The organism is Teredinibacter purpureus, assembly GCF_014217335.1.
Lineage (GTDB): Bacteria > Pseudomonadota > Gammaproteobacteria > Pseudomonadales > Cellvibrionaceae > Teredinibacter > Teredinibacter purpureus.
This window is the reverse complement of record NZ_CP060092.1, coordinates 4,139,647-4,161,283: the sequence shown is the minus strand read 5'-3', so window position 1 is coordinate 4,161,283 and position 21,637 is coordinate 4,139,647. Positions and strand designations below refer to the sequence as shown.

The following is a 21,637-nucleotide window of genomic DNA, read 5'->3' as shown; positions in this document are numbered from 1 at the left end:
TGGCTTAGATGTAATCATCGGCTTGCGCTGTATTCAGTGTTCGTGTTTCAGTTTTCTTTTTGATAGTAAATGTAGAGGGTTAGCGGCGTGGTATCGGTAAAACTAGGCGAAGAAGCGCCTTATTCTTCTCACTATAATCCAGCGTTGCTGGAAGCTATTCCTCGGCAGCTTTCGCGTTCGGCGTTGCTGCTGGAAGAGACATTGCCATTTGTAGGTGTCGATATATGGACGGCTTATGAGCTTTCGTGGCTGACGAGCAAAGGAAAACCGTGCGTAGCCATTGGTGAGTTTCGTTTTCCTTGTGATAGCGCGGCCATTATCGAGTCAAAATCATTTAAATATTATTTGAATTCGTTTAACCAAACCGCTTTTGATAACAAAGGTGCTGTTGTCGAGGCTTTGATAAAAGAGCTAAGTGCCGCTTGTGGCGGCGCCGTAGAGGTGACGCTTTTTGCGATTGATGAATATCGTAAGGAGGGCACTGTATCGCAGGGATTGTGTGTTGACGATCTGGATGTCGACATTGACGTGTACCAGCCTAATCGACAGTTAATCGAATGTGAGCCGGTGCGGGTTTTGGAACAGGCGTTATACAGCCATTTATTGAAAAGCAATTGCCCTGTCACGGGGCAACCGGATTGGGCCACAATCAGTATTCGCTATTCCGGGTATAAAATCTCGCCCGAAAGCTTTCTTCGTTATGTCGTATCTTTTCGTCAGCATCAGGATTTTCATGAAAATTGCGTGGAAAAAATATACTGTGATTTAATGGCGGTAGGGTGTTTTGACGAACTGATGGTATACGCTCGATATACGCGCAGAGGAGGTTTGGATATCAACCCTGCACGCGCTTCGGCGAATGTTGATGCTGCGCAGTTAGAGCGGTGGCTCGATATTAGAATCGCCCGACAATAAGGTTATTTAATAATTTTATCGCGAAGACGCTCCGCTGCAATTTCTAGGGCATCGACAACTTTATTTTTATCGTAGTTTTTGATTTTCTCTAAATCCATATGCATGGAAAAACCTTCGGCATTTTCTTCGAAATAACTTTGGTGCCTGCCAAGAACTTTTCGAAAGTCAACCACCTGATAAACCTTTATTGGGTGACTAAAGCCTTTTGCTGATATTTCGCCCTTGTCTTGACACATAATCACATCTTTCACCAAGGACCACGTTTCGTGGGAAATCAGTATTTCACCGGCGTCTGCCGCCGACTCTAATCGGCTTGCAAGGTTCACGTGCGTGCCTAGTACGGTGTAGTCCATGTATTGTGTTGTGCCAAATGATCCAACCGTACAATAGCCCGTATTGATGCCCATACGAATTTGTAGTGGTTTTTTAATCCCTTGGTTGTACCAGCGTGTTTGAAGTTCCTTCATTTTTTTGCGCATGGCGATAGCCATAGCCAGGCAGCGAATACAATCCTTTTTTAAGCCTTCGCTTTGTGTATCACCAAAAATAACCATAATGGCATCACCCATAAATTTATCAATAGTGCCTCGGTGTTTGGTGGCTATGGTGACCATTTCGGTAAGATAAGTGTTCAGCAGGTCGGTAAGGGTTTCGGCTTCTAGCTCTTCTGTGAGTGAGCTAAAACCTCGAATATCGGAAAAGAATACCGTTACTCGTTTGCGTTCTGAGGCAAGTGCTTGTTCGCGGCCTTCGTTAATAGCACGCCAAACAGTTGGTGTTAGGTAGCGTGCTAACTTATACGTGCGCAATTTATAAAGTGTTTGCTCGTTAACCAGTTGCTTTGTATGGAGATCGAGCTTGCGAAAACGAGTATGGACAAATAGGGCGTAGGCACAAAAATAGGTAAAAATGCCGATTAAGCTCACAATACTGACGGCCATGTTATTCGATAGCGTCCAGTTTGGCTCTCTCACTAAAAAAGTACTACACACGCCTGCGATAAATGCGATGTTATCGACCACCCATTTTTTTGCTCCACCGTTAATTAGCCCGTTAAATTGAATCATGGTGATAAACAGTATTGACGGTAAAATACTAAAGTTGGATAGCCCTAGAACAAAACCAATTACGGCCGCATCTAGCGTCATAACATTATGAAAAAGTTTGCCTCGATTGTTGTCATAGACGCGTTTGCGCAGTAACAAATAGGTGCCGGCCGTATAGATAAGGATGCCGAGTGTAAAGAGGCCGTCAATTTGAGGGATGTTAGGCCAGCTCCACGTCACCATAAGGGTGCCGGCTGCAGCAAAGCATATAAGTGTCCGAATATCATTCTGGCGAAGAGAGAATTCTGCTGCGAGTTTTTCGGAGACCTGGTAAGTAGGGCCGGCCATTGAATATCCTAATGATGGTGGTGGGTCGTTTACAAAACGCTGAATTGTAAAGGTTGAAGACACGTTAGAAATGCCCATTTCACGAAAGCTATCGCAATGGCGTCAAAATCTCTTTTTAATGTGTTATTCACAAGCCTTTGGGTAGCGCCGTATTCTAGCGGTCGAGTGGGTTCGCAACAATAGCAGGAAGGGAGGTATCGAGCTTGACAAATGGGTAGTTTGAGGAAGAGGGGTTATTGGCTTAATTTCAAATCTAGGAACTTTTCCTCTAGCTCAGCGTATCGAGCCTCTAATTCGGTGAGTTCACGCTTGAGTTCTCGGCTATCGCCGGTGTCCGCAGGGGGTGCATTGTTGCTACTTTTAGCCGCGTTTTTTAAGCGACGGTTTTCAGCTTGTAGGTTGCTGAGCTGTAGCTCGTAATCATCGTTCTGATCGCGTAGCTCTTTGAGTTTTGACTTGATTTGGGGGAGGGTATTCGCGCGCGATTGGAGTTGCTCGAGCTCTTTGTGGGCGGTGGTGAGTTCATCTTCCAGCAGTTGTATACAGGTTTCGGATTCTTGAACAAAACGGATTTGCTTTTGCAGTTGGTCTTGAAGCTCGTTAACAACCTCTTCTTTGGCTTCTGCCGTAGTGGAAGACAGCAGTTTCTTCTGTAACTCGGTGATAATCTTGTGCTGATCCGCGGCAACGGCTCGTAAGTGTCGAACCTCGTGGCTACTGTCATTTGAAAGCTGTGAAGGGCTGACAATTGCGGCGCCTTCAATTCCACCTTCTATCAGCTCGCCAAGATCGCCATAGGTCGCTTGATAAGCGTTTAAGGCGTTCTCGATAGCGTTTGCATTTTGGGTGTCTGCCGTTAATTGTGTAATCTCATGGATGTGCGTTTGAGCTTGATCTTTACAGGCTTCCCACTTTTCTTCTAAGTCGAAATAGAGGGCCTTGAAACGCTCCAAATTATTGATGCGTTTTTTTTGCCGCGGTTAGCTCTTGGGCTAGCGATTCCATCTCTTCAAGAGACGTACTGGTATTGTCCTGTTCGGGCGTGTATTCGGCTTGAAATGCAAATAGGCTTTCGTAGCGGTTTTGTAGGGCAAGCCAATCGGCTAAGTCGTTAGGTCGGTTCGCCGTAGCCTCTTTTTCTGCCTGTAGCAGCGCATAACGCATCGCGGCAACTCGACGCGGCAAGGGGGTTTCGGGGTCAATATCTAATGCGATATCGTGCGCAGGGCCGAGGGTGGCGTGGTGCTCCCGGGTCAGCTCAATCTGTTTGTTGAGTTGTTGTTTATAGGAGCTGGAATCATTCTTTTCGGCACTTTGTGGTGGTTCGGTGCTAGAGGCTCTAGCTGCACGTAGATCTATAACGAGCTGCTCCATACGATTTTGCAGCTTCTTAAGAATCTTTTTGAGCGAGTGGTTTTGAAATAGAAGGAATGCACACAGCAGCAGCAATACCGCAGCAACTTCTACGGTGGCTATGAGGTAGATGCTCGAAGCGGGCATTTACGAATTCCTTTGTTAGCGAGTTTATGGCCTGCTGCTGGAGCCTTGTGGAGATCACCATTCCAGTATGGGTCACAAATGCATCAAAATCGAAAAAAAGGTATATAGCTCTACCGTTTAGCCTCTAATAGCTGATAAAGCACCAGCCGCTCATTCTTCATACAGTCTATAGACCACTGCTAGGCCACTGCACTTTTGGGGGTTTGCCTTTCTCGCCTTGTTTGTGTAGAGTGTGCCGCCTTCCGAGGGCTATAGCTTTCGAGAAATCGTAATGGTGAGGTGTCCGAGTGGCCGAAGGAGCACGCCTGGAAAGTGTGTAAGGCGCAAGTCTTCGAGGGTTCGACTCCCTCCCTCACCGCCATACAATGCCACTTAACATGTGGTTTTAGGCAGAAGGTAGTGAAACAGGGCTAATGTAGGGCTGTTTTGGACTAAATACCTGACCTAAAAAAAAGGCTGCCTTAAGGCAGCCTTTTTTTTACCTGTAAAAAATAGAGCCATAGTTACAATTTATAGCCTAGCCAAACGTTAACTGTTGGCACCCAAAAGTGTACTGATATGGGGGCTTGATTAGAATTGCAGCGTCATATTGGCGTCATTCAAGCGGCCGGCATAGGCTAAGAAAAAGTGTGTTTTTAAGACTGTAAGGCCAAGCCCCTAGCGAATTATCCTAATTTATCAGCAATAAACCGGTATCAATCGTTAATCCCTATGAAAAATAGTTATGCCTGTATTGGCCTGTTCAATCCTAAATCTCCTGAGAACGTTGGCTCCGTAATGCGCGCCGCTGGCTGCTATGGCGTTAGCTCCGTTCTTTATACCGGCAAGCGTTACGACTGCGCTAAACCGTTTTACACCGATACCCAAAAAATCTATGAAACGCTGCCTCTCATTGGCGTTCAAGAACTAGAAGACTCTGTTCCGTTAGGCTGTGTCCCGGTAGCCGTTGAGCTGATCGAAGGCGCGAAGTCACTGACGACCTACAAACATCCAGCCAGAGCTTTTTATATCTTTGGCCCTGAAGACGGCACCCTAAAGAAAGAAATTACCGATTTTTGCGAGGACATTGTTTACATTCCAACTAAAGGTTGTATGAATTTAGCCGCCACCGTAAATGTAGTGCTGTACGACCGCCTCGCCAAGGGAGACAACTTCTCTCACCATCAAAACGTGTTAAAAATTAAGAAAAAATCAGATAAAGTTAGAGCGGAATGATACCTCTTACGGCGTTGGTCATCTTCATCAAGCGCCTCAAGCAGTCGTTCGGTTATCAGCGTAGATCGTGCATTAGGGTTACCTGACGGTTCTAACGTTATGCTTCCGCCGGTGGCCACTCGTTGGTCAGCGACCGTCTTGCAAACCTCCACCCAAAGGCATCCGCATCAGCCACCTAAGCCGCTATTGGCATGGGCACTCTCGTGCCCCGTCAGCATGTGTACCTGGTATAAGAAAACCATTACCCTGGAAAGGTATTCCCCATTTGACATAAGGCTAGTGGCGGCATATGTTTTGTCACCAATAGCGTCGTATGCCAAAAACCTCAGGGAAACACTCATCAACCTATCGTATTGCTACGGCTATCGGCCTTAAAGGCAAACAGCGTTACCCGCAAATAAACACGAGACGCGCAAATGAGTATGGATAAACAATTAAATAAATTAAAAAAAGCCGCGTTAGTGGACCTCATTGGCGACCTCTATGGTATTGATGATGAAATAGACGCGATGATAGACCGAAAAATATCGGTTACCCAAAATTCTGAGACACAAACCTCAAGTAGCGCTCTTAATAACACCGTAAAAAGTCAGTTAAAACGCATTAAAAAAGAGCGAACATTTATTGACTGCAACCGTAGCGGCCAATTTTCTGATCACCTAGACAGACTTTTAGTCGACATCGACACCGTATTGCGCAAACAAAACCTTAAGCAAGCCCTACAAGCTACAGAGGAATTTTTGTGGCTTAGTGAATCTGTATTCGAGCGCTCAGATGACTCCAACGGAGATATCGGCGGTGTGTTTATGGTGGCCGTTGAGCAGTGGTTAGATATCGCCGCAGAGCTGCGTAGCGAACTCAATGACAGCGAAAAATGGGTAGAAAAAATTCTGACATTCTTTAATCAAAATGACTACGGCTGTTTCGATAATATTCTTTGCAACAGTCGTCAAGTTTTGGCCGAAGCAGAGCTACGACAGCTAGCATGGCGGTTCGAAAACGAGGCGCGAAAAGCGCTAAAAAATAGCAATAATACCAATATCTACAATCACGAAGCCGCTCACGCGTGTATTGGTCTTGGCTCGGTTGCAGAAGCTTTGGGTGATATAGAGCTGTTTGAAAAAGCCACGTTAATCACTAGCCCTAACCCAAATATATTGGAAATAGAAGAAATTGTTACGTTTATTTTATCTATTGGTGATTTTACACGCGCCGAATATTGGTTGGCTCAACCGCAATGGGAATGTGATCCGCCACGTTATCGGCGCCTGCGCAACAAACTACTTGAAATTAAGGGCGACAAAAAAGCACTAAAAGTTTTTTTGAGAGATGATTTTGCAGCCGAGCCCAGTGAGACGACCTTAGCGCCTTACTGGCACCTTGCAACCCAAACAGAGCAAAAGCACATTCGCCAACGTGTTACTCAATTCAGCGAAGGCGCCAAAAATCTTCCCGACGTCATCGCCATGTTGCTGGTTGTGGACAATCTAAAACAGGCCGAAGCGCTAATACTCACGCGCACAAGCGAGCTTGAAACCCTTCACTACGGTAAGCTATTGGCTTGGCTAAAACAGTTCGATTCAGCAGGAAAAACACTCGCCTGTGTGGTGTGTTACCGCTGCTTGTTAAACGATGTGCTCAATCGGGGTTACACCAAAGCCTACCATCACGGCGCACGTTATTTTCACCAACTATTAAAGCTGGATAAAAAAATAGCCACGTATAAAACCTTAGACAATGCACAAAGCTTTATACAAAAGCTGCAAACGCAGCACTGGCGTAAGCGTTCTTTTTGGATCGAGGCCAATTACCCCAACAAGGAGTAGTGTTAAAGGGCTTTAGGTACAGTCGCCTTATTCTAAAAAACGACAAAAAAGCACAGTAGGAGAGGGCTGTTGCGCTACATTCCTATAAGTGGGACATTTACTTTTAGAGCTTAGACGGGAGCTTAGACGGGAGCTTAGAGGGCGCGCGTACGTACAGCCCCTAAAATTATGTGCTGTGTGCTCTTGGCGTAAGGTAGAGTACGGGCTAACGAATGGAATGAAACATAGCCAAGCAGCTAGGGAGTCTCCGATTAAGACCCGGAATTTGGCATAATACACAAAATTATCATGCTCGAGTTAATTATGGATTAGCTACCATTCTCCGAAGCCTAATATAACGTCAAGAAACGGAAAGCTCGCCGTCCGATATTTCTCGAGAAAATGGATGCGTTGATTCCGTGGAAGCAATTGTAAAATAAAGTACGGCGACATTACGCAAAAGAAGGAAATGCCAAAAACCTTATCCGCTTAGCGTTATACTTCGTGTTTACTGCATGCAATTATTTTACAGTTTGAGTGACCAAGTGATGGACGATGCACTTTATGAAATAGAGTCAATGCGACAATTTGCCGGTTTAAAACTCAGCGGCCCCATTCCTGACGAAACGACAATGCTCAAGTTCAGACATTGACTCGAAGAGCATAAATTGGGGAATGTACTCCTTGCGGTAATAAACAAGCGCTTAACCCGCGAAGGCCTTTTTCTTAAAGAAGAGACTATTGTAAATGCGACCATTGGGTTAAGCGAGTAACTGTTAGTCAGGTACTTTATTCCCATTTGAGCGATACAACATTATGGCCGGAATTTGATCGTATTTTACAGTGGAATATTACCTTGGCAGGGAGCCATTAGGGGCAGCCACTTTAGGCTCATTACTTGTACGCAGAAGTAAGATTATCGCGTAGGGGTATGGAGCCGGAGTTATTCTGTATAGCGCCTGTCCCTTTTGGCGTGTCATTGCTTTTGACTGCGAGATTATGTGCACAAACATACCGAGGATATTTTACGGAACAAAAAATGGCTAAGATCTTAATTGTTTACTCAACAACCGATGGTCATACGCTGGAAATTTGTCAGCGATTAAAGGAAAAAATCGAGCTACAGGCCAACCAAGTGGCGTTGTTTTCTGTTGCTGACGAAGCCGTTTTAGATGTTAAACAATTTGACAAGATTGTTGTCGGTGCGAGTATCCGATATGGAAAACATAGCCCGAAAATCTATGAGTTTATAAAAAACAATGAGAAGGTTTTGGATAGTAAACCAAATGCCTTTTTTACGGTTAATCTTGTTGCCCGAAAACCAGAGAGAAATTCCCCGGAAACGAATCCGTATTTAAAAATATTTCTTAATAAAATAAATTGGAAACCTAAAGGCCTGGCCGTTTTTGCCGGTAAAGTTGACTATCCAAAATATCGTTTTTGGGATCGTTTAATGATCCGCTCTATCATGTGGATAACCAAAGGGCCTACTGATCCTGCCGTTATTGTTGAATTTACAGATTGGAATAAAGTCGAGAATTTTGCCCAGTGGATTAACGATATGTAGCGGTAAGGTAGCTCTTCAGAGAAAAAATATTGACTGAACTTTTTTGAACCTCTTGTAGAGGCGCCCTGTGGATAACCTGCTATATACCCTTTTTTAATATACGACCATTTATAGGGTAGTGCGTATGGGTTTCCATGCAAGAGTGTGGGAACGAGCCAGAGGTACAGTCATCTTGTACCACTATAAAACCCCTCCATTTTTTAGAGTTATAAATTATTATCATGAAGAAAAAAACATTACGCTTGAAAGTGAAAAGGAACAACGCGCCTGAGCAAGTCAGTGAGGCGGTGAGTGACGAATCCCAAAATGACCCACAGAAACGCTTTTTAAATGGCGTCGCTATCCATCCGTCTCCGTGCATTCGGCTTGAATTAGGCTCTCCGGAGCCGACTACGCGCGCGATAGATTTGATCTCGCCAATCGGCATGGGTCAGCGAGCTTTGCTTGTTGCTCCTCCAGGCTCTGGGAAAACCACTATTTTAAAATATATTTGTCAGGCGGTCGGTAAGGCATACCCAGAGATAAAGCTGTACGCTTTACTGATTGACGAGCGACCCGAAGAAGTGACTGACTTTAAGCGCAGTGTGCCTGCAGAAGTACATGCCTCGTCCTCAGATGAAAGCTATGGGCAGCATGTCGGTGTGGCCAATAATCTTCTTCGTCGCGCCACTGAGCAAGCGGGTGAGGGTCACAACGTTATGATTGTGATTGATTCTCTTACACGGCTAGCACGAGTACATAATACAGAGCGAAAGGGCAGTGGCCGCACTATGTCGGGTGGGCTTGACGCTAGGGCCATGGAAATACCACGAAAAATGTTTGGCGCCGCTAGAAATATTGAAAATGGTGGGTCGCTTACTATTATGGCGACCATTCTCGTCGATACCGGAAGCCAGATGGATCAGGTGATCTTTGAGGAATTTAAGGGTACAGGTAATATGGAAATTGTTTTGTCGCGGAAGATTGCCAATCAGCGTATTTTCCCGGCATTGGATATCGCTAAAAGCAGCACGCGCCGTGAAGAGCTTCTTCTTGAAGCCAAAGACATTGAAAATATAAGGGTTTTGCGAAGAGCACTTTCAGGCCTTAAACCCGAAGAGGGCGCCACTAAATTAGTTGAATTACTCAAGAAGTACCCTTCAAATACTGAGCTGTTGAGCCATTTTGCCCCCAAAGGATAGGTAACCAAGAGAGTAGATTAGTGCGGGGTTTTAAATATCTATTTATAGAGAGGCTATCTAACAGTACAGCGACCCAAGGCTCCTACGCTGGAGCATGGGAACCAGAATTTTCTGTAGGGATTGCTAGAGCTAATCTGCAGAGGCGTAAAAGTAAAGTAAGAAAAGTGACAGGCACTTTATCTGTGTTTTGGTGAGGGGAATAGTTGGGCGTCCACGTTAATCACTCACTACCGCTATTACACCTTAAGTCCACTTAAACGATAAGTTTCCTCGTTAGTGCGAATGCAGTATTTAAAGCTTTAAGCGCCTTTTTTCGATATTCCACACGCGTAGGGTAGCGCGGTTAAGCGTGCGCATGGCAATGGAGGCTTGTTATTCTAGCCAGTATTGGGCGTGACATTTCCAAGGTATGAATAGAACATAATTTCTTTCATAGTTGACGCCGAATATAGGTCTTCGTTACCGCCTTCTTAAAGCCAAAAGCGATTAATTAGGATGAAGGAATGTTGATCTTCGAAAAACCTTGCTAATTTTCAAGGTTTTAGGGGCCGTTCGTTTGACAATTGAGGGGGCTATATAGGTCCAAAAGTCTGTAAGTGCCTGCCTCCATGGCTTGCTTAAGGTATTATGTCCTCTTCAGAAGGCCACAAAGTGGATTGCGGTTGCTTTTCAACTCCGTTGGCAACGTCTCAGTTTTATATGACAGGAACAAGTTTTACCCCTAATTTATGAAAATACCCAAGCGATTAAAGCCATTGGTGGAAGATGGCCTAGTAGATGATGTACTGTTTCAGTTAATGAGTGGTAAGGAAGCGCAAGTATTTGTGGTGCGTTGTGGCGAGCATATTCGCTGTGCCAAAGTGTACAAAGAATCAAATAAGCGCAGTTTTAAGCAGGCTGTGCAGTACCAAGAAGGGCGAAGTGTACGCAATTCTCGCCGCGCGCGGGCCATGGCAAAAGGAACGCGCTTTGGCCAGAAGGAGCAAGAAAATGCATGGCTAACGGCCGAGGTAGATGCGCTCTACCGTCTAGCCGCAGCTGGCGTGCGGGTACCCCAGCCCCACGGTTTTGTAGATGGCGTATTGCTCATGGATTTAGTGCAAGACGCAGACGGCGACCCCGCCCCCCGTCTAGACGACGTAACCTTTACCCCCGAACTTGCCCGCGACTATCACAGCCGAATGATGGTCGAAATTGTGCGTATGTTATGTGCGGGCCTTGTGCACGGAGATTTGTCGGAATTTAACGTATTGGTAGACGCACAGGGGCCGGTAGTGATCGATTTACCCCAAGCCGTGAACGCCGCTGGCAATAACAATGCGCAAATGATGTTAGCGCGCGATGTTAAAAATATGACCGAGTATTTTGGCCGTTACGATCCTACCTTGCTTATTACGCATTTTGCCGAAGAGATATGGGAGCTCTACGAACACGGCAACCTACAACCTGATAGCAAATTGACAGGTGAGTTTTCCGAAGCTGATGTCGATACGGATATTGCCACCATGATGCGCATCATTGAGTTTGCTAAGCAGGAAGAAGATGAGCGAATAGAACGAGAGCGAGCTGCACGGGATGGCGAGTTCTAGTGTGCTCGCGCACGGTAGCTAAACGTTGCTCTGGGGCCTTTGTTGCCAACCATAATGTCAAAATCACCGGGTTCTATTACAGGCACCATTTTTGCGTTATAGAGTGCAAGGTGGTGGCTATTTAGCGTAAAACTAACCTGTTGGGTTTCGCCAGCCTTCAGATGAATTCGCTTAAAGGCGACCAGTTTCTTTACGGGAGTGGTTACGCTACTCACCTTATCGTTTAGGTAAATTAATACCACGTCGTCACCATTGCGGTTACCCGTATTTTTGACTTTAACCGTTATCGATAATGCATCGGTACTAGAAAGATGGGCGGGTACGCGTAAATGACTGTACTCAAACTGCGTATAGCTGAGCCCATGTCCAAATTCGTAGAGCGGTGTTCGTTGGCTGTTATAAAAACCGCCACGATGAAATGCGGAAGGTTTGTGATTGTAAAAACTTTGCACATGGCCGGCAGAGCGAGGAATGGTGATGGGCAATTTGCCGCCCGGGTTGTACTCCCCCACAATTGCTTGCGCAATGGCTTTGCCGCCTAACATTCCCGGCTCCCACGCTTCTATAATCGCGTCGGCATTCTCGTACAACCATTCAGAAGCAATTGGCCCGCCGTTGATCAAGACAACCACTAGGGGAGTGCCCGTTGCTTTTATTGTTTGTAGAAGTTTGAGTTGGTCGCCCACTAAATCTAGGTTCGCTCGGTCTAGGTTTTCACCGCTGGTTTTGGTCTTGTCGAAACGTAGTGAATTTTCACCAACCACCACCACAGCAATATCGGCCTGTTGCGCTTTTTGAGCGGCTTTTTTGAGGGTGTCTTGTGAATATTCTTGATAACCTGGGGTCGCGAGGTAATCGATGTCAAAAGATGGTGGCGCTTTGTTTGCTTTACTTTCCGTGACAAGGGCTTGAAACCCCTCTAGTACGGTGGTCACATTATCGGCTGCTTGAAGCTGGGCCCACTCGCCCAGAATGGTTTGGTTGTTCGCGCTTGGGCCTGTTACGAATAGTCGCTTAACGGAAGTGTTAATGGGCAAAGTGTTGTGGTTGTTTTTGAGCAGTACCAGAGATTTTTGTGCGCTTTCGAGCGCTGTCTGTAGGTGAGTAGGGTTGCGTAAAACGGTTTCGATTTCTGCCTTTTTCACTATTCGATTTTCGAACAAGCCTAACTGGAATTTGGCGAATAGAATTTTGCTAACGGCTTTATCTATGCGGCTCTCGGAAATTGCACCTTCTTTTACGAGGGCCAGTAGGTCGTTGTAAAATTGGGGGCCATGCATATTCATGTCTATGCCGGCGTTTACGGCAACTTCGGCGGCCTGTTTTTCGGTTGCCACAATGCGGTGGGCCGATTGTAATCGGGCAATATCTTTCCAATCGCTAATATAAAATCCTTCAAACCCCCATTGCTCACGGAGTAATGCCGTTAAGTATTCACCATGGGCATGGCAGGGCACGCCGTTCAAGTCGGTATGTGCGGGCATAATGGTGTAAACGTTATTGTTAATTGCACCAATAAACGGCGGGAAAAATATTTCATGTAAGCTACGCTCGGAAACATCGGCGGGAGCACCATTGACGCCGTTATAGGCAATGCCTCCAGCAACAAAATGTTTCGCCGTTGCGATTACGTTATCGGCTTGGCTGAAATCCTTTCCTTGATACCCGCGCACCATGGCATTACCCATTTCGGTTACTAGGTGTGGGTCTTCACCAAATGTTTCACCAAAACGCCCCCAACGTGCATCGCGCACGACTTCGATATTTGGCGAAAACGCCCAGTGATAACCGGTTGCGCGCATTTCTACAGCGGTATACTGTGCGATACGTTGTGCGAGATCGGGGTCAAAGCTGGCGGCTAGGCCTATTTGAGTGGCGTATATTGTTGGTGCCCCTTTATACATACCATGGCCGTGGAGCGCATCGGTAGCAATCAGTAACGGTATCTTTAAACGTGATTCCAGCGCGAGCTTTTGTAAAATATTGGCTTCTTCATATGTTGCCACCTTCAAGAAGGAGCCCGTTTTGCCTTGCCGAACCCAGTCGGCCAATTCGCCCAGCGCTAGGGTGTAGTCTAATACGGTATCTTGGGTGTTAATTTCTTCTTTTACGGCCTCGCCTACAAATTGACTCATTTGTCCTATTTTTTCTTCAAGTGTCATTTCGGCCAGTAATGCGGCTACGCGTTGATTGGTTGGCAATGTACTCTTTAAATACTCGTTGCTGGCTGCGGCCACGGTAGGTGTAAAACTGCTAACCCACACAGACGCTAATAGAGGGAATAGTGGGCTAAGGTGGGAACGAACTGAAGTAAACATTGAAGTAAGCATAGATAGACCCTGGATTTTCGCGCAGAAAGACAATGAGTAAGTAAAGTGCAAGCGTGGGTGTATACCATTGAGTACGTAAAGGATGAGTTAAAAGAGGGGTAGTGTATAAAGCTTCAATTGACAGTTTTTATAGGAATGTCCACGCCAGTAGCCGTGTAATTTTTTTACCTTGTTTCATTTCGATTTCCCTAATGTCAGTAGCACCGAGTTTGCGTATTAGTTTTTGTGCAGGTCTTACATTATCTGCTTTCGATACCAAGCTGGTAAACCATCGACATTGAGATGAAAATTCTTGGCTTTCTTTTATTAGTTTTTTTAGGAACATTCGTTCGCCACCGTTGCACCAAAGCTCTGCTTCTAGGCCGCCAAAGTTTAGAGTGGGTGATGAGTTTGTGCGTTCGCCACGATTACGCGCAAGATTGTTGATTTTAAGTTGGTTGCTCTTGTGAGCCTCCTCCTGCGAGGCGTGGAAGGGAGGGTTGCATACGCTGACATCGAAGTATTCTCCCGTTTGAATGATACCGTCAAAAATACGATTTTTATCGTGTTGCGTGCGCAATATAAAGGCGTCTTTTAGTGTTGGGTTACTTGTGATAATTGAGGCAACATTTTTAAGTGACAGAGGGTTGATATCACTACCAACGCACTGCCAGCCGTATATTTGACAGGCTAGCAGTGGGTAGATGCCATTTGCACCCGTTCCAATGTCGAGCAAGTGAATACTGGGTTGTGTATTGACCTTGCTGGGCGTAGGTACGTCGATGCCAAGCAGTTCTGCAATGTAATGGATGTAATCGGCTCTGCCAGGAATGGGTGGACAAAGCGCGCCTTCTGGGATGTCCCAATCGACAATATTGTAGTGTCGCTTTAGTAGTGCAGTGTTTAGGGCTTTTACGGCTAGAGGCTCTGCGAATTCTACGGAAAGGTTACCGTGCGTGTTTGTCTTAAGGTATTGCTCTAGTGGCGGGTAACTTTTTACAAGGGATGGAAGGTCATAGCCTTGTTGGTGCATATTCCTCGAGTGCAAGCCTTTGTTATTCGGTTTGCTTTGTTTATTTTTGCTTCGAAGGTGCGTGCTCACAGTAATATGTCCGAGGTTTAGATTAAGTAATGGGGGGGGCAATTGGTTGAGCCCGTGATTATAATCTTAAACTATGTGCTCGGTATCATAGTCTGTTGCTGCTCTCGCAAATTGATGGTGGGTAAGGCGTTATTGTAATCTATGTAATCTTTCCTCTCTAAATGTATTCGCAGCCTCGCAAAAGTGTATAGCGTCATTAAGGTTAAATGACTAAAGTGAGTGACTCTTTGAGCCTGAAGACCTCACCAATTGTTCGTTGGGCACGTTAGGCCTTGGTTGGGCTTGGCTCATGCTTTGGATTACGCTGTATAGGGTATTTTGTACGGCGGCGTTTTTCTGGGTTGAAGTGCTAGGCTTCAAATTACAAATGAACTCACGGCTTATTTCATAGGCAGGTTATGGATACACAACTCATTTCTATTCATTATAGTGATCCTCTCTGGATCGCCATCGCGTTCGTTTGTGGTTTAGCGACAAGGTCGGTGGGTTTGCCGCCTCTGGTCGGTTTCTTGGCCGCGGGCTTCTTGCTCAACGCACTAGGAGCTGAGGGTGGTGAATTTTTGGGTGCGATGGCTGACTTGGGTATTACGCTGTTGCTGTTCTCCATTGGGCTTAAGCTCAAGTTAAAGTCGTTAGTGCGACCTGAAGTGTGGGGCGTCGCGACCCTGCATATGTCGGTTACCACTTTGTTGGTAGCCTCGATGGTGCTGCTTCTTTCGTACACCCGCTTGCCGCTTTTGTCTGATATTGAGTTGGGAACCGCCATACTTATTGGCTTTGCAATGTCCTTCTCCAGCACCGTGTTCGCGGTGAAAATTTTGGAGGAGCTAGGCGCGACAAGTGCCAAGCACGGCAGTATCGCCATTGGTGTACTGGTGGTGCAGGATATCGCGGCAGTTGTGTTTATCGCGGTGTCGATGGGAAAGCTACCAACGCCTCTGGCGTTGGCATTGGTCGCGCTCATACCCTTACGTTTCTTAATGTACACAATACTCGACAAGGTGGGGCATGGGGAGTTACTGATTTTATTCGGTATTACGTTGGCACTGGTGGGTGCAGATATCTTCGAACTGGTCGGGATTAAGGCGGATGTAGGGGCGTTGGTATTTGGCATGTTGTTCGCGAGCCATGCCAAAGCGCCCGAGATGGCAAAAGCGCTGCTTGGTTTTAAGGAGCTGTTTTTGGTGGGTTTCTTTCTTAGTGTTGGCATGACAGTTATGCCGGGTTGGACCGAAGTGATGATTGCACTGTTATTCATTGTGTTTTTGCCGCTAAAGGTTGCGCTTTACTTTGGGTTGTTTAACCTGTTCAGCCTTAGGGCGAGTAGCTCGTGGCGCACCTCTCTTAACCTAGCGAACTATAGCGAGTTCGGTTTAATCGTAGGCGCTATCGCAGTCTCGTCGGGCTGGTTACCGAAAGAATGGCTGGCCGTATTTGCCGTAGTGATGTCGGTCTCCTTTATTTTTGCCGCGCCGTTAGTCAATATTCGGGATAGTTTGTACCAAACATGGCGGCCCACGCTGAAACGCTTCGAGCGGTATAAGCGTTTGTCGGGCGAAGAGAATCTGGATTTGAGTAGCGTCAAGGTGGTGGTGTTCGGCATGGGTCGTATGGGCACCGCGGCCTATAATGCGATGGAGCTGGATGACCCTAGTCATTTGGTCGGTGTGGAGCTCGATCAGGAGAAGGCGACGCAGCACAGCGCAGAGGGAAGGAACGTGGTTTACGGCGATGCGACTAACCCGGATTTTTGGACAAGGGCACCGGAGTTACTTGTGGGGTTGGATTGGGTGTTGTTGACCTTGCCTACACATACCGCCAATATGAATGCAGCACTGCGACTCAAAGATATGGGGTATCGAGGCCGTATCGCGGCAACGACGAAATTTCGTGATGAGGAAGATGCCTTAAAAGCTGTTGGCGTTGAGCATACGTTCAATATCTACACAGAGGCCGGTTTGGGCTTCGCCAATGAGCTTCAGAGTTTCGTAAGTAAATAAATAAGTTAATAAATTTTAAGGCGCACGGTATATGCTTTAAAAATCTTTTGGCGTTTCCGCGTAAAAAAACTATAGCCTAATTTAGACGCCGGCATTTGTAAATACTGGTGCTGCGGGGGCACGTTTCGAGTAGCCATGGCTAGTTGTTTGTTCGCTAGGCGTAGAGTGCGGGTGAGCGATTGTTAACAGTATGCCAGCACATACCCAATAATTATCAATACGAATATTGTCAAAGTGAGAGAGTAAAACATGCATGAGATCATATGCCCGCATTGCGATAAAGCCTTTAAGATTGATGAAGCGGGGTATGCCGATATTCTAAAGCAGGTTCGCGATAGTGATTTTGAACAACAATTACATGCACGGTTAGAATTAGCCGAGAAGGAAAAGCTGAATGCAGTTCAGCTTGCCAAGAGTGAAGTGGGTGGTGAGATGCAAAAGGCCGCCGCAGCAAAGGATACGGAAATCCAAGCGTTAAAAGCCCAATTAGAGGCCGGTGAAGTCACGAAGAAACTCGCGGTGACCGAGGCTCTAGGTGAAATCGAAAAAAAGAAAGACGCGTTACTGAGTGAACTTGAACAGATTAAGCGTGATAAACAAGCCGCTTCTGAGCTTGCCGATGCGCGGTTTGCTAAGGCGCTGCAGGAGACTACCGCAACAAAAGATAAAGAAATACAGGATTTAAAAGCTAAGCTCGACACCACAGTAATTGAACAGAAGGTAGCTATTACTGGTGCTGTTAGTGCAATAGAGAAGGAGCGCGACGAACTGAAGAGCGGTCTTAAACAAGTCGCGCTTGAAAAGCAGCTTGCCGAAAAGTCGCTCCAGGATAAATACGAGACGCAGCTTAAGGATCGCGACGACGCGATAGAGCGTCTTAGGGATATGAAGGCCCGTTTATCGACCAAGATGGTTGGCGAAACGTTAGAACAGCACTGCGATACGGAGTTCAACCGCATTCGAGCAACAGCGTTTCCGAGGGCCTATTTCGAAAAAGATAATGATGCGCGAAGTGGCAGCAAGGGAGACTATATTTTTCGTGACACGGACGACACTGGCACTGAAATTGTTTCAATTATGTTTGAAATGAAGAATGAAATCGATACCACTGCGACCAAGAAAAAGAACGAAGATTTTTTAAAGGAACTCGACAAAGATCGTACAGAAAAGGGTTGTGAGTATGCTGTATTGGTGTCCCTGCTTGAGCCCGATAGCGAGCTTTATAACTCTGGAATTGTCGATGTGTTTCACCGTTACCCAAGAATGTATATCGTGCGGCCGCAGTTTTTTCTGCCCATCATTACGCTACTTCGAAATGCAGCAATGAAGTCGCTGGAATATAAAAAGGAGCTAGCGCTTGTTAAAGAGCAGAGCGTCGATATAACCAATTTCGAAAACGATTTAGATACTTTTAAGACGGCATTCGCAAAAAATTATGACCTTGCCTCTAAGAAGTTTCAAACAGCAATTGATGAGATTGATAAGTCGATTACCCATTTACAAAAAACTAAGGACGCTCTGTTAGGTACGGATAGAAACCTCCGGCTAGCAAATGACAAAGCACAGGATGTAACCATTAAAAAGCTGACTCGACGTAACCCCACCATGGCGGCTAAGTTCGATGAGCTTGATAATTAATAAATTCTAGAGACGAAATGATGCGGCTAATTTAGTTCTTGGCTGTGTCTTTTGCGCAATTCAGCGGTTGAGTGGGGCACTGCTTCATGAGCAGTTTGTGATAGAGCTCACCTTATTTTTTTTCAAACAAGGATCTTTCTATGTCTCGCCCGATTCACTTACATTGTGTAATGACCGCGCTTTTGGTTATTGGTATTACACTGCTGCCGGTGGGAGTGCAGGCCTATAGTTTTACCCCAGCGCAAAAAATAAAAGCCCAACAGATTATTGATAAAGGTTTGGTCGATAAAAGAGGTTATCAAATTGTTGAATCGTTAACGACGGAAGTTGGCCCTCGTTTGGCTGGGTCGCAGGCAGAAGCGCGTGCTAGAGAATGGGCCGTTTCGACATTGGAGCAATTAGATTTTGACCGTATAAAGGAAGAGCCCTTTATATTACCGTTCTGGCAGCGTGGTATCGAGCGTGCAGAAGTGCTAGCACCATTTCCGCAGCCGCTTGTTGTGACCGCGCTCGGCGGAAGTGTTTCGACGGGCCCGGATGGTGTTGAGGGGCAGGTGGTGGTGTTTAACGCTATAGAAGCGCTGGGGTTGGTGGATGATAACGGTTTAAAAGGGGCTATTGTTTTTATTAACGATACTATGGCCCGCACGCAGGACGGTTCTGGTTACGGGGCGGCGGTAGCGAAGCGTCGTTTAACCGCATATGAAGCGCATAGGGTGGGCGCGATCGGGGCTTTAATACGTTCGGTTGGTACGTCTACGCATCGCTTTGCACATACAGGGCAAATGCGAAGAGTAACGGACGATGCGGCCCCTAGTGTTCCAACCGTGGCTTTGGCCGCAGCGGATGCTGACCAATTGATGCGCATGTTAGCGAAAGATAACAACGTAAGGCTGAGGCTTACCGTTACAACGGAGACTCGTCCTAGTGCTGCTTCTGGCAATATCGTGGCCGATATTGTGGGGCGTGAACGACCAGACGAAATTGTGCTCGTCGGGGCTCACCTCGATTCGTGGGATTTGGGTACCGGTGCTATTGATGACGGAGCGGGTGTCGCTATCGTGCTGGCAGCGACCAAATTAGTGACTGAAGCGCTTCCAGAAGGGCCTCGCCGAACGATTCGGGTGGTGTTGTTTGGCTCTGAAGAGGTCGGGCTGGTAGGTGCGCAGCGTTATGCTGAAAAACATAAGGCAACGTTGGCTCAGCATGTCGCTATTGCAGAGTCCGATTTTGGTGCTGGTGTGGTATGGCGCTTAGGCTCGTTAAACGTACAGGAGAGTAAACTCGGCGGCGTGACCGCATTGCAAGGTGAGTTAAAGCGATTGAATGTAGTGCCCGGTGATAATGAATCTTACGGTGGGCCGGATCTTAAGTTTATGAAAGCCGAGGGTGTGCCTGTCATAGAATTAAAACAAGATGGCACCGATTATTTTGATTATCACCATACGGCAGACGATACCTTGGATAAAATTTCAATCGAGACATTGCAGCAAAATATAGCGGCGTGGGCGGCGTTTATTTACCTTGTTGCGAATACCGATATTGATTTTCGATAGTGCGGTTTAGGGGCGAGGTGCCGTGGTCACGAAAAGGTCAAATTACACTGTTAGCCTGCGCTAACAGTACCTTTCTTTATTGACGGAACCTTACAATAAAGCCTTAGTCTATTGTTACCGTTTTAACGGGTTTATAGCGCGTAATTAAGGATAGCTTTGAACGAACTAATTCAGCAGGCGATGGGTTTTGCAAGCCAGCATTGGAGTGTTTTCGTACTTGCGATTATCGTAATAGCGTGGATATGGGAAGACGCCGCAGTTTTTTTTGCAGCAATAGCGTCGTTAGAGGGCGAAATATCTTTACCTTTAGCGTTAATCGCCAGTTTGGTGGGTATTACTTCGGGTGATTTTGCACTGTATTTGCTGGGTAGGTATGGTCGAAGGTGGCGGTGGTTGCGAGGTTGGTTGTTAGGCTCAGCTAAGGGGCGAATGCTGCGAAAAAAATTCCATAATCGAACCCTATCCAATATCTTTTTAATTCGCTTTGTGCCTGGGTTGCGTACATTAGGGTTTACGTTTTGTGGTTTATGGCGTGTACCACTGTTGCGTTTTTCTCTCGCTATGGTGGGTGCAGGCGTAGTCTGGATAGCCGTTGTCTTTCTTTTGGTTAACTTGGTTGGAATGAGTGATACCGTACGGGATTCAAATTGGAAGTGGGCTTTAATGGGGTTTGCGTTGTTGTTGCTTGTAATAAACAATGTACGGGCGTCCAGAATGACAATAACGGTGAAACCGAATTGATGAAAGAATCTGATAGTAAGACAACTGCGGCACGCGATTGGTTAGAACAGGGGGTAAATGCGGGTTTACCGCCTTTAGTGTTTAAGGAAAAAACGACATCATTTTTTGAGTTTTGGCCAGTATGGTTAATGTACGTTCCCGTTGCGGTTTACTGGTTGTACCTTTCTATTCGCTACCGCAGCTTAGGGTTGCCTTTACTGGCGAATCCACATATTCCTTTAGGTGGAATGATTGGCGAGTCGAAAAAAGATATTTTTAATCAAGCCGCTCCTGCGCTGTTTAAAACGATTTTGCCGTTTATTGTGGTGAAGCCTGATAGCGATCTCGGTAATAAGCAGAGCGCGGTGATTATTCGACACGCGAGCGTAGCAGGAATTGACCTTCCGTTTGTGATAAAACCGGATATGGGCTGCCGAGGTAGTGGGGTTAGCTTAATTCAAACCGAGTCTCAGCTGCAGGAATATTTAGAAAACGTAATACCTTCACATGAGTTAATGGTGCAGAAGCTAGCGCCTTATGCGGCTGAAGCGGGTATCTTTTATGTTCGTAATCCCTCTGACAAAAAAGGGAAAATTGTTTCTCTTGCGTTAAAATATCGTCCCGTTATCGTTGGCGATGGTTGTTCTACGATTAAACAATTAATTTATGCTCATCCCAGAGCGCACAAACTCGCCAAGCGGCATTGTGAAAAGAACAAAACGAATCTTGATCAGGTACTTGCTTGTGGTGAAGAGTGGTCTTTGGAGTTTGCGGGCAGCCACTGTCGGGGGAGTATTTTTCGCAATGGCAACGTCTATATTTCTGAACCGCTAACACAGGCAATAGACTCATTAATGCAGGGCTTGCCTGAATTTTATTATGGCCGTTTAGATGTTAAGTTCCGGAATATTACGCAACTTGAGCGCGGTATAGATTTTAGTATTATTGAAATAAATGGTGTGAGTAGTGAGCAAGCCCATATATGGGATAGCAATACGCGCTTTCGAGACGCATTAGGCACCTTGTTAGTACAATATAAAACATTATTTTGTATTGGTGACCAGCTGCGTACTCGTGGTTATAAGGTGCCGTCGGTTTGGGCTATGCTCAGCATTTGGGTTGGCGAATTAAAGAGGGGCTCGTAAC

The 21,637-nt window shown here is 46.2% G+C and carries 15 protein-coding genes, 1 tRNA gene and 3 pseudogenes; 14 read left to right on the top strand and 5 right to left on the bottom strand.

Annotated features, from left to right (window positions below; all coding sequences use genetic code 11):
* Positions 1 to 87: 87 nt before the first annotated feature.
* Positions 88 to 915 carry an NADPH-dependent 7-cyano-7-deazaguanine reductase QueF gene (gene queF, locus H5647_RS18555; protein WP_045860543.1) on the top strand — a complete coding sequence of 276 codons (828 nt, stop codon included), beginning with the start codon at positions 88 to 90 and terminating at the stop codon, positions 913 to 915.
* Between the two features lie 2 nt (positions 916 to 917).
* Here queF and H5647_RS18550 read toward each other — a convergent pair whose 3' ends face one another.
* From H5647_RS18550 to H5647_RS22245, 3 genes are all read right to left on the bottom strand, one after another.
* Positions 918 to 2,309 carry an adenylate/guanylate cyclase domain-containing protein gene (locus H5647_RS18550; protein ID WP_045861534.1) on the bottom strand — a complete coding sequence of 464 codons (1,392 nt, stop codon included), beginning with the start codon at positions 2,307 to 2,309 and terminating at the stop codon, positions 918 to 920.
* A gap of 233 nt (positions 2,310 to 2,542) precedes the next feature.
* Entirely contained in the window at positions 2,543 to 3,262 is a 720-nt protein-coding gene (locus tag H5647_RS22250; protein WP_236074967.1) for a hypothetical protein, read from the bottom strand.
* 1 nt (position 3,263) lies between these two features.
* Positions 3,264 to 3,809 carry a hypothetical protein gene (locus H5647_RS22245; protein ID WP_236074966.1) on the bottom strand — a complete coding sequence of 182 codons (546 nt, stop codon included), beginning with the start codon at positions 3,807 to 3,809 and terminating at the stop codon, positions 3,264 to 3,266.
* A 273-nt stretch (positions 3,810 to 4,082) separates the two neighbouring features.
* Here H5647_RS22245 and H5647_RS18540 point away from each other — a divergent pair.
* From H5647_RS18540 to H5647_RS22505, 8 genes and pseudogenes are all read left to right on the top strand, one after another.
* Positions 4,083 to 4,170, top strand: a tRNA-Ser gene (locus H5647_RS18540).
* Positions 4,171 to 4,520: 350 nt separating this feature from the next.
* Positions 4,521 to 5,024: an RNA methyltransferase gene (locus H5647_RS18535; RefSeq protein ID WP_045860542.1), complete on the top strand. Its 504-nt coding sequence runs from the start codon at positions 4,521 to 4,523 to the stop codon at positions 5,022 to 5,024.
* 416 nt (positions 5,025 to 5,440) lie between these two features.
* Complete coding sequence (locus H5647_RS18530) at positions 5,441 to 6,850, top strand: DUF6880 family protein (protein WP_045860541.1); 1,410 nt, start codon at positions 5,441 to 5,443, stop codon at positions 6,848 to 6,850.
* A 464-nt stretch (positions 6,851 to 7,314) separates the two neighbouring features.
* A pseudogene (locus H5647_RS18525) lies at positions 7,315 to 7,482 on the top strand (transposase); the annotation flags it as partial.
* 386 nt (positions 7,483 to 7,868) lie between these two features.
* Complete coding sequence (gene hemG / locus H5647_RS18520) at positions 7,869 to 8,396, top strand: menaquinone-dependent protoporphyrinogen IX dehydrogenase (protein ID WP_045861533.1); 528 nt, start codon at positions 7,869 to 7,871, stop codon at positions 8,394 to 8,396.
* 221 nt (positions 8,397 to 8,617) lie between these two features.
* Complete coding sequence (rho, locus tag H5647_RS18515) at positions 8,618 to 9,577, top strand: transcription termination factor Rho (protein WP_052692188.1); 960 nt, start codon at positions 8,618 to 8,620, stop codon at positions 9,575 to 9,577.
* Between the two features lie 728 nt (positions 9,578 to 10,305).
* Positions 10,306 to 11,166, top strand: a complete 861-nt coding sequence (locus tag H5647_RS18510) for a PA4780 family RIO1-like protein kinase (RefSeq protein WP_045860540.1) — start codon at positions 10,306 to 10,308, stop codon at positions 11,164 to 11,166.
* Positions 11,166 to 11,240 (top strand): annotated as a pseudogene (locus tag H5647_RS22505) (hypothetical protein); the annotation flags it as partial. The gene H5647_RS18510 and the pseudogene H5647_RS22505, both read left to right, overlap by 1 nt.
* Here H5647_RS22505 and H5647_RS18505 read toward each other — a convergent pair.
* Both H5647_RS18505 and rlmF read right to left on the bottom strand, forming a co-directional pair.
* Positions 11,220 to 13,328 (bottom strand): annotated as a pseudogene (locus H5647_RS18505) (glycoside hydrolase family 3 N-terminal domain-containing protein); the annotation flags it as partial. The pseudogenes H5647_RS22505 and H5647_RS18505 overlap by 21 nt on opposite strands.
* A 295-nt stretch (positions 13,329 to 13,623) precedes the next feature.
* Positions 13,624 to 14,577 carry a 23S rRNA (adenine(1618)-N(6))-methyltransferase RlmF gene (gene rlmF / locus H5647_RS18500; protein WP_045860539.1) on the bottom strand — a complete coding sequence of 318 codons (954 nt, stop codon included), beginning with the start codon at positions 14,575 to 14,577 and terminating at the stop codon, positions 13,624 to 13,626.
* Between the two features lie 398 nt (positions 14,578 to 14,975).
* On the opposite strand from rlmF, the gene H5647_RS18495 reads away from it, so the two are divergent.
* The 5 genes from H5647_RS18495 to H5647_RS18475 all read left to right on the top strand — a co-directional run bounded on the left by H5647_RS18495 (position 14,976) and on the right by H5647_RS18475 (position 21,636).
* Positions 14,976 to 16,577, top strand: a complete 1,602-nt coding sequence (locus H5647_RS18495) for a cation:proton antiporter family protein (RefSeq protein WP_045860538.1) — start codon at positions 14,976 to 14,978, stop codon at positions 16,575 to 16,577.
* A gap of 249 nt (positions 16,578 to 16,826) precedes the next feature.
* Positions 16,827 to 18,215: a DUF2130 domain-containing protein gene (locus tag H5647_RS18490; protein ID WP_045860537.1), complete on the top strand. Its 1,389-nt coding sequence runs from the start codon at positions 16,827 to 16,829 to the stop codon at positions 18,213 to 18,215.
* Between the two features lie 140 nt (positions 18,216 to 18,355).
* A complete protein-coding gene (locus tag H5647_RS18485) occupies positions 18,356 to 19,771 on the top strand; it encodes a M20/M25/M40 family metallo-hydrolase (RefSeq protein ID WP_121495391.1) in 1,416 nt (471 codons plus the stop codon).
* Positions 19,772 to 19,927: 156 nt separating this feature from the next.
* The gene (locus H5647_RS18480) at positions 19,928 to 20,512 is read left to right on the top strand and encodes a DedA family protein (protein ID WP_052692183.1); all 585 of its coding nucleotides are present in this window, start codon (positions 19,928 to 19,930) and stop codon (positions 20,510 to 20,512) included.
* Positions 20,512 to 21,636 carry an ATP-grasp domain-containing protein gene (locus H5647_RS18475; protein WP_045860536.1) on the top strand — a complete coding sequence of 375 codons (1,125 nt, stop codon included), beginning with the start codon at positions 20,512 to 20,514 and terminating at the stop codon, positions 21,634 to 21,636. The genes H5647_RS18480 and H5647_RS18475 overlap by 1 nt, the downstream gene beginning before the upstream one ends.
* Position 21,637: the final 1 nt, after the last annotated feature.

Excerpts from the sequence above, each read along its gene's own strand:
- rho (WP_052692188.1), top strand. The coding sequence starts at position 8,618 with ATGAAGAAAAAAACATTACGCTTGAAAGTGAAAAGGAACAACGCGCCT.
- H5647_RS18485 (WP_121495391.1), top strand. The coding sequence starts at position 18,356 with ATGTCTCGCCCGATTCACTTACATTGTGTAATGACCGCGCTTTTGGTT.
- H5647_RS18535 (WP_045860542.1), top strand. The coding sequence starts at position 4,521 with ATGAAAAATAGTTATGCCTGTATTGGCCTGTTCAATCCTAAATCTCCT.
- hemG (WP_045861533.1), top strand. The coding sequence starts at position 7,869 with ATGGCTAAGATCTTAATTGTTTACTCAACAACCGATGGTCATACGCTG.
- H5647_RS18550 (WP_045861534.1), bottom strand. The coding sequence starts at position 2,309 with ATGGCCGGCCCTACTTACCAGGTCTCCGAAAAACTCGCAGCAGAATTC.
- H5647_RS18490 (WP_045860537.1), top strand. The coding sequence starts at position 16,827 with ATGCATGAGATCATATGCCCGCATTGCGATAAAGCCTTTAAGATTGAT.
- H5647_RS18530 (WP_045860541.1), top strand. The coding sequence starts at position 5,441 with ATGAGTATGGATAAACAATTAAATAAATTAAAAAAAGCCGCGTTAGTG.
- H5647_RS18510 (WP_045860540.1), top strand. The coding sequence starts at position 10,306 with ATGAAAATACCCAAGCGATTAAAGCCATTGGTGGAAGATGGCCTAGTA.
- H5647_RS18495 (WP_045860538.1), top strand. The coding sequence starts at position 14,976 with ATGGATACACAACTCATTTCTATTCATTATAGTGATCCTCTCTGGATC.
- H5647_RS22245 (WP_236074966.1), bottom strand. The coding sequence starts at position 3,809 with ATGCCCGCTTCGAGCATCTACCTCATAGCCACCGTAGAAGTTGCTGCG.
- H5647_RS18475 (WP_045860536.1), top strand. The coding sequence starts at position 20,512 with ATGAAAGAATCTGATAGTAAGACAACTGCGGCACGCGATTGGTTAGAA.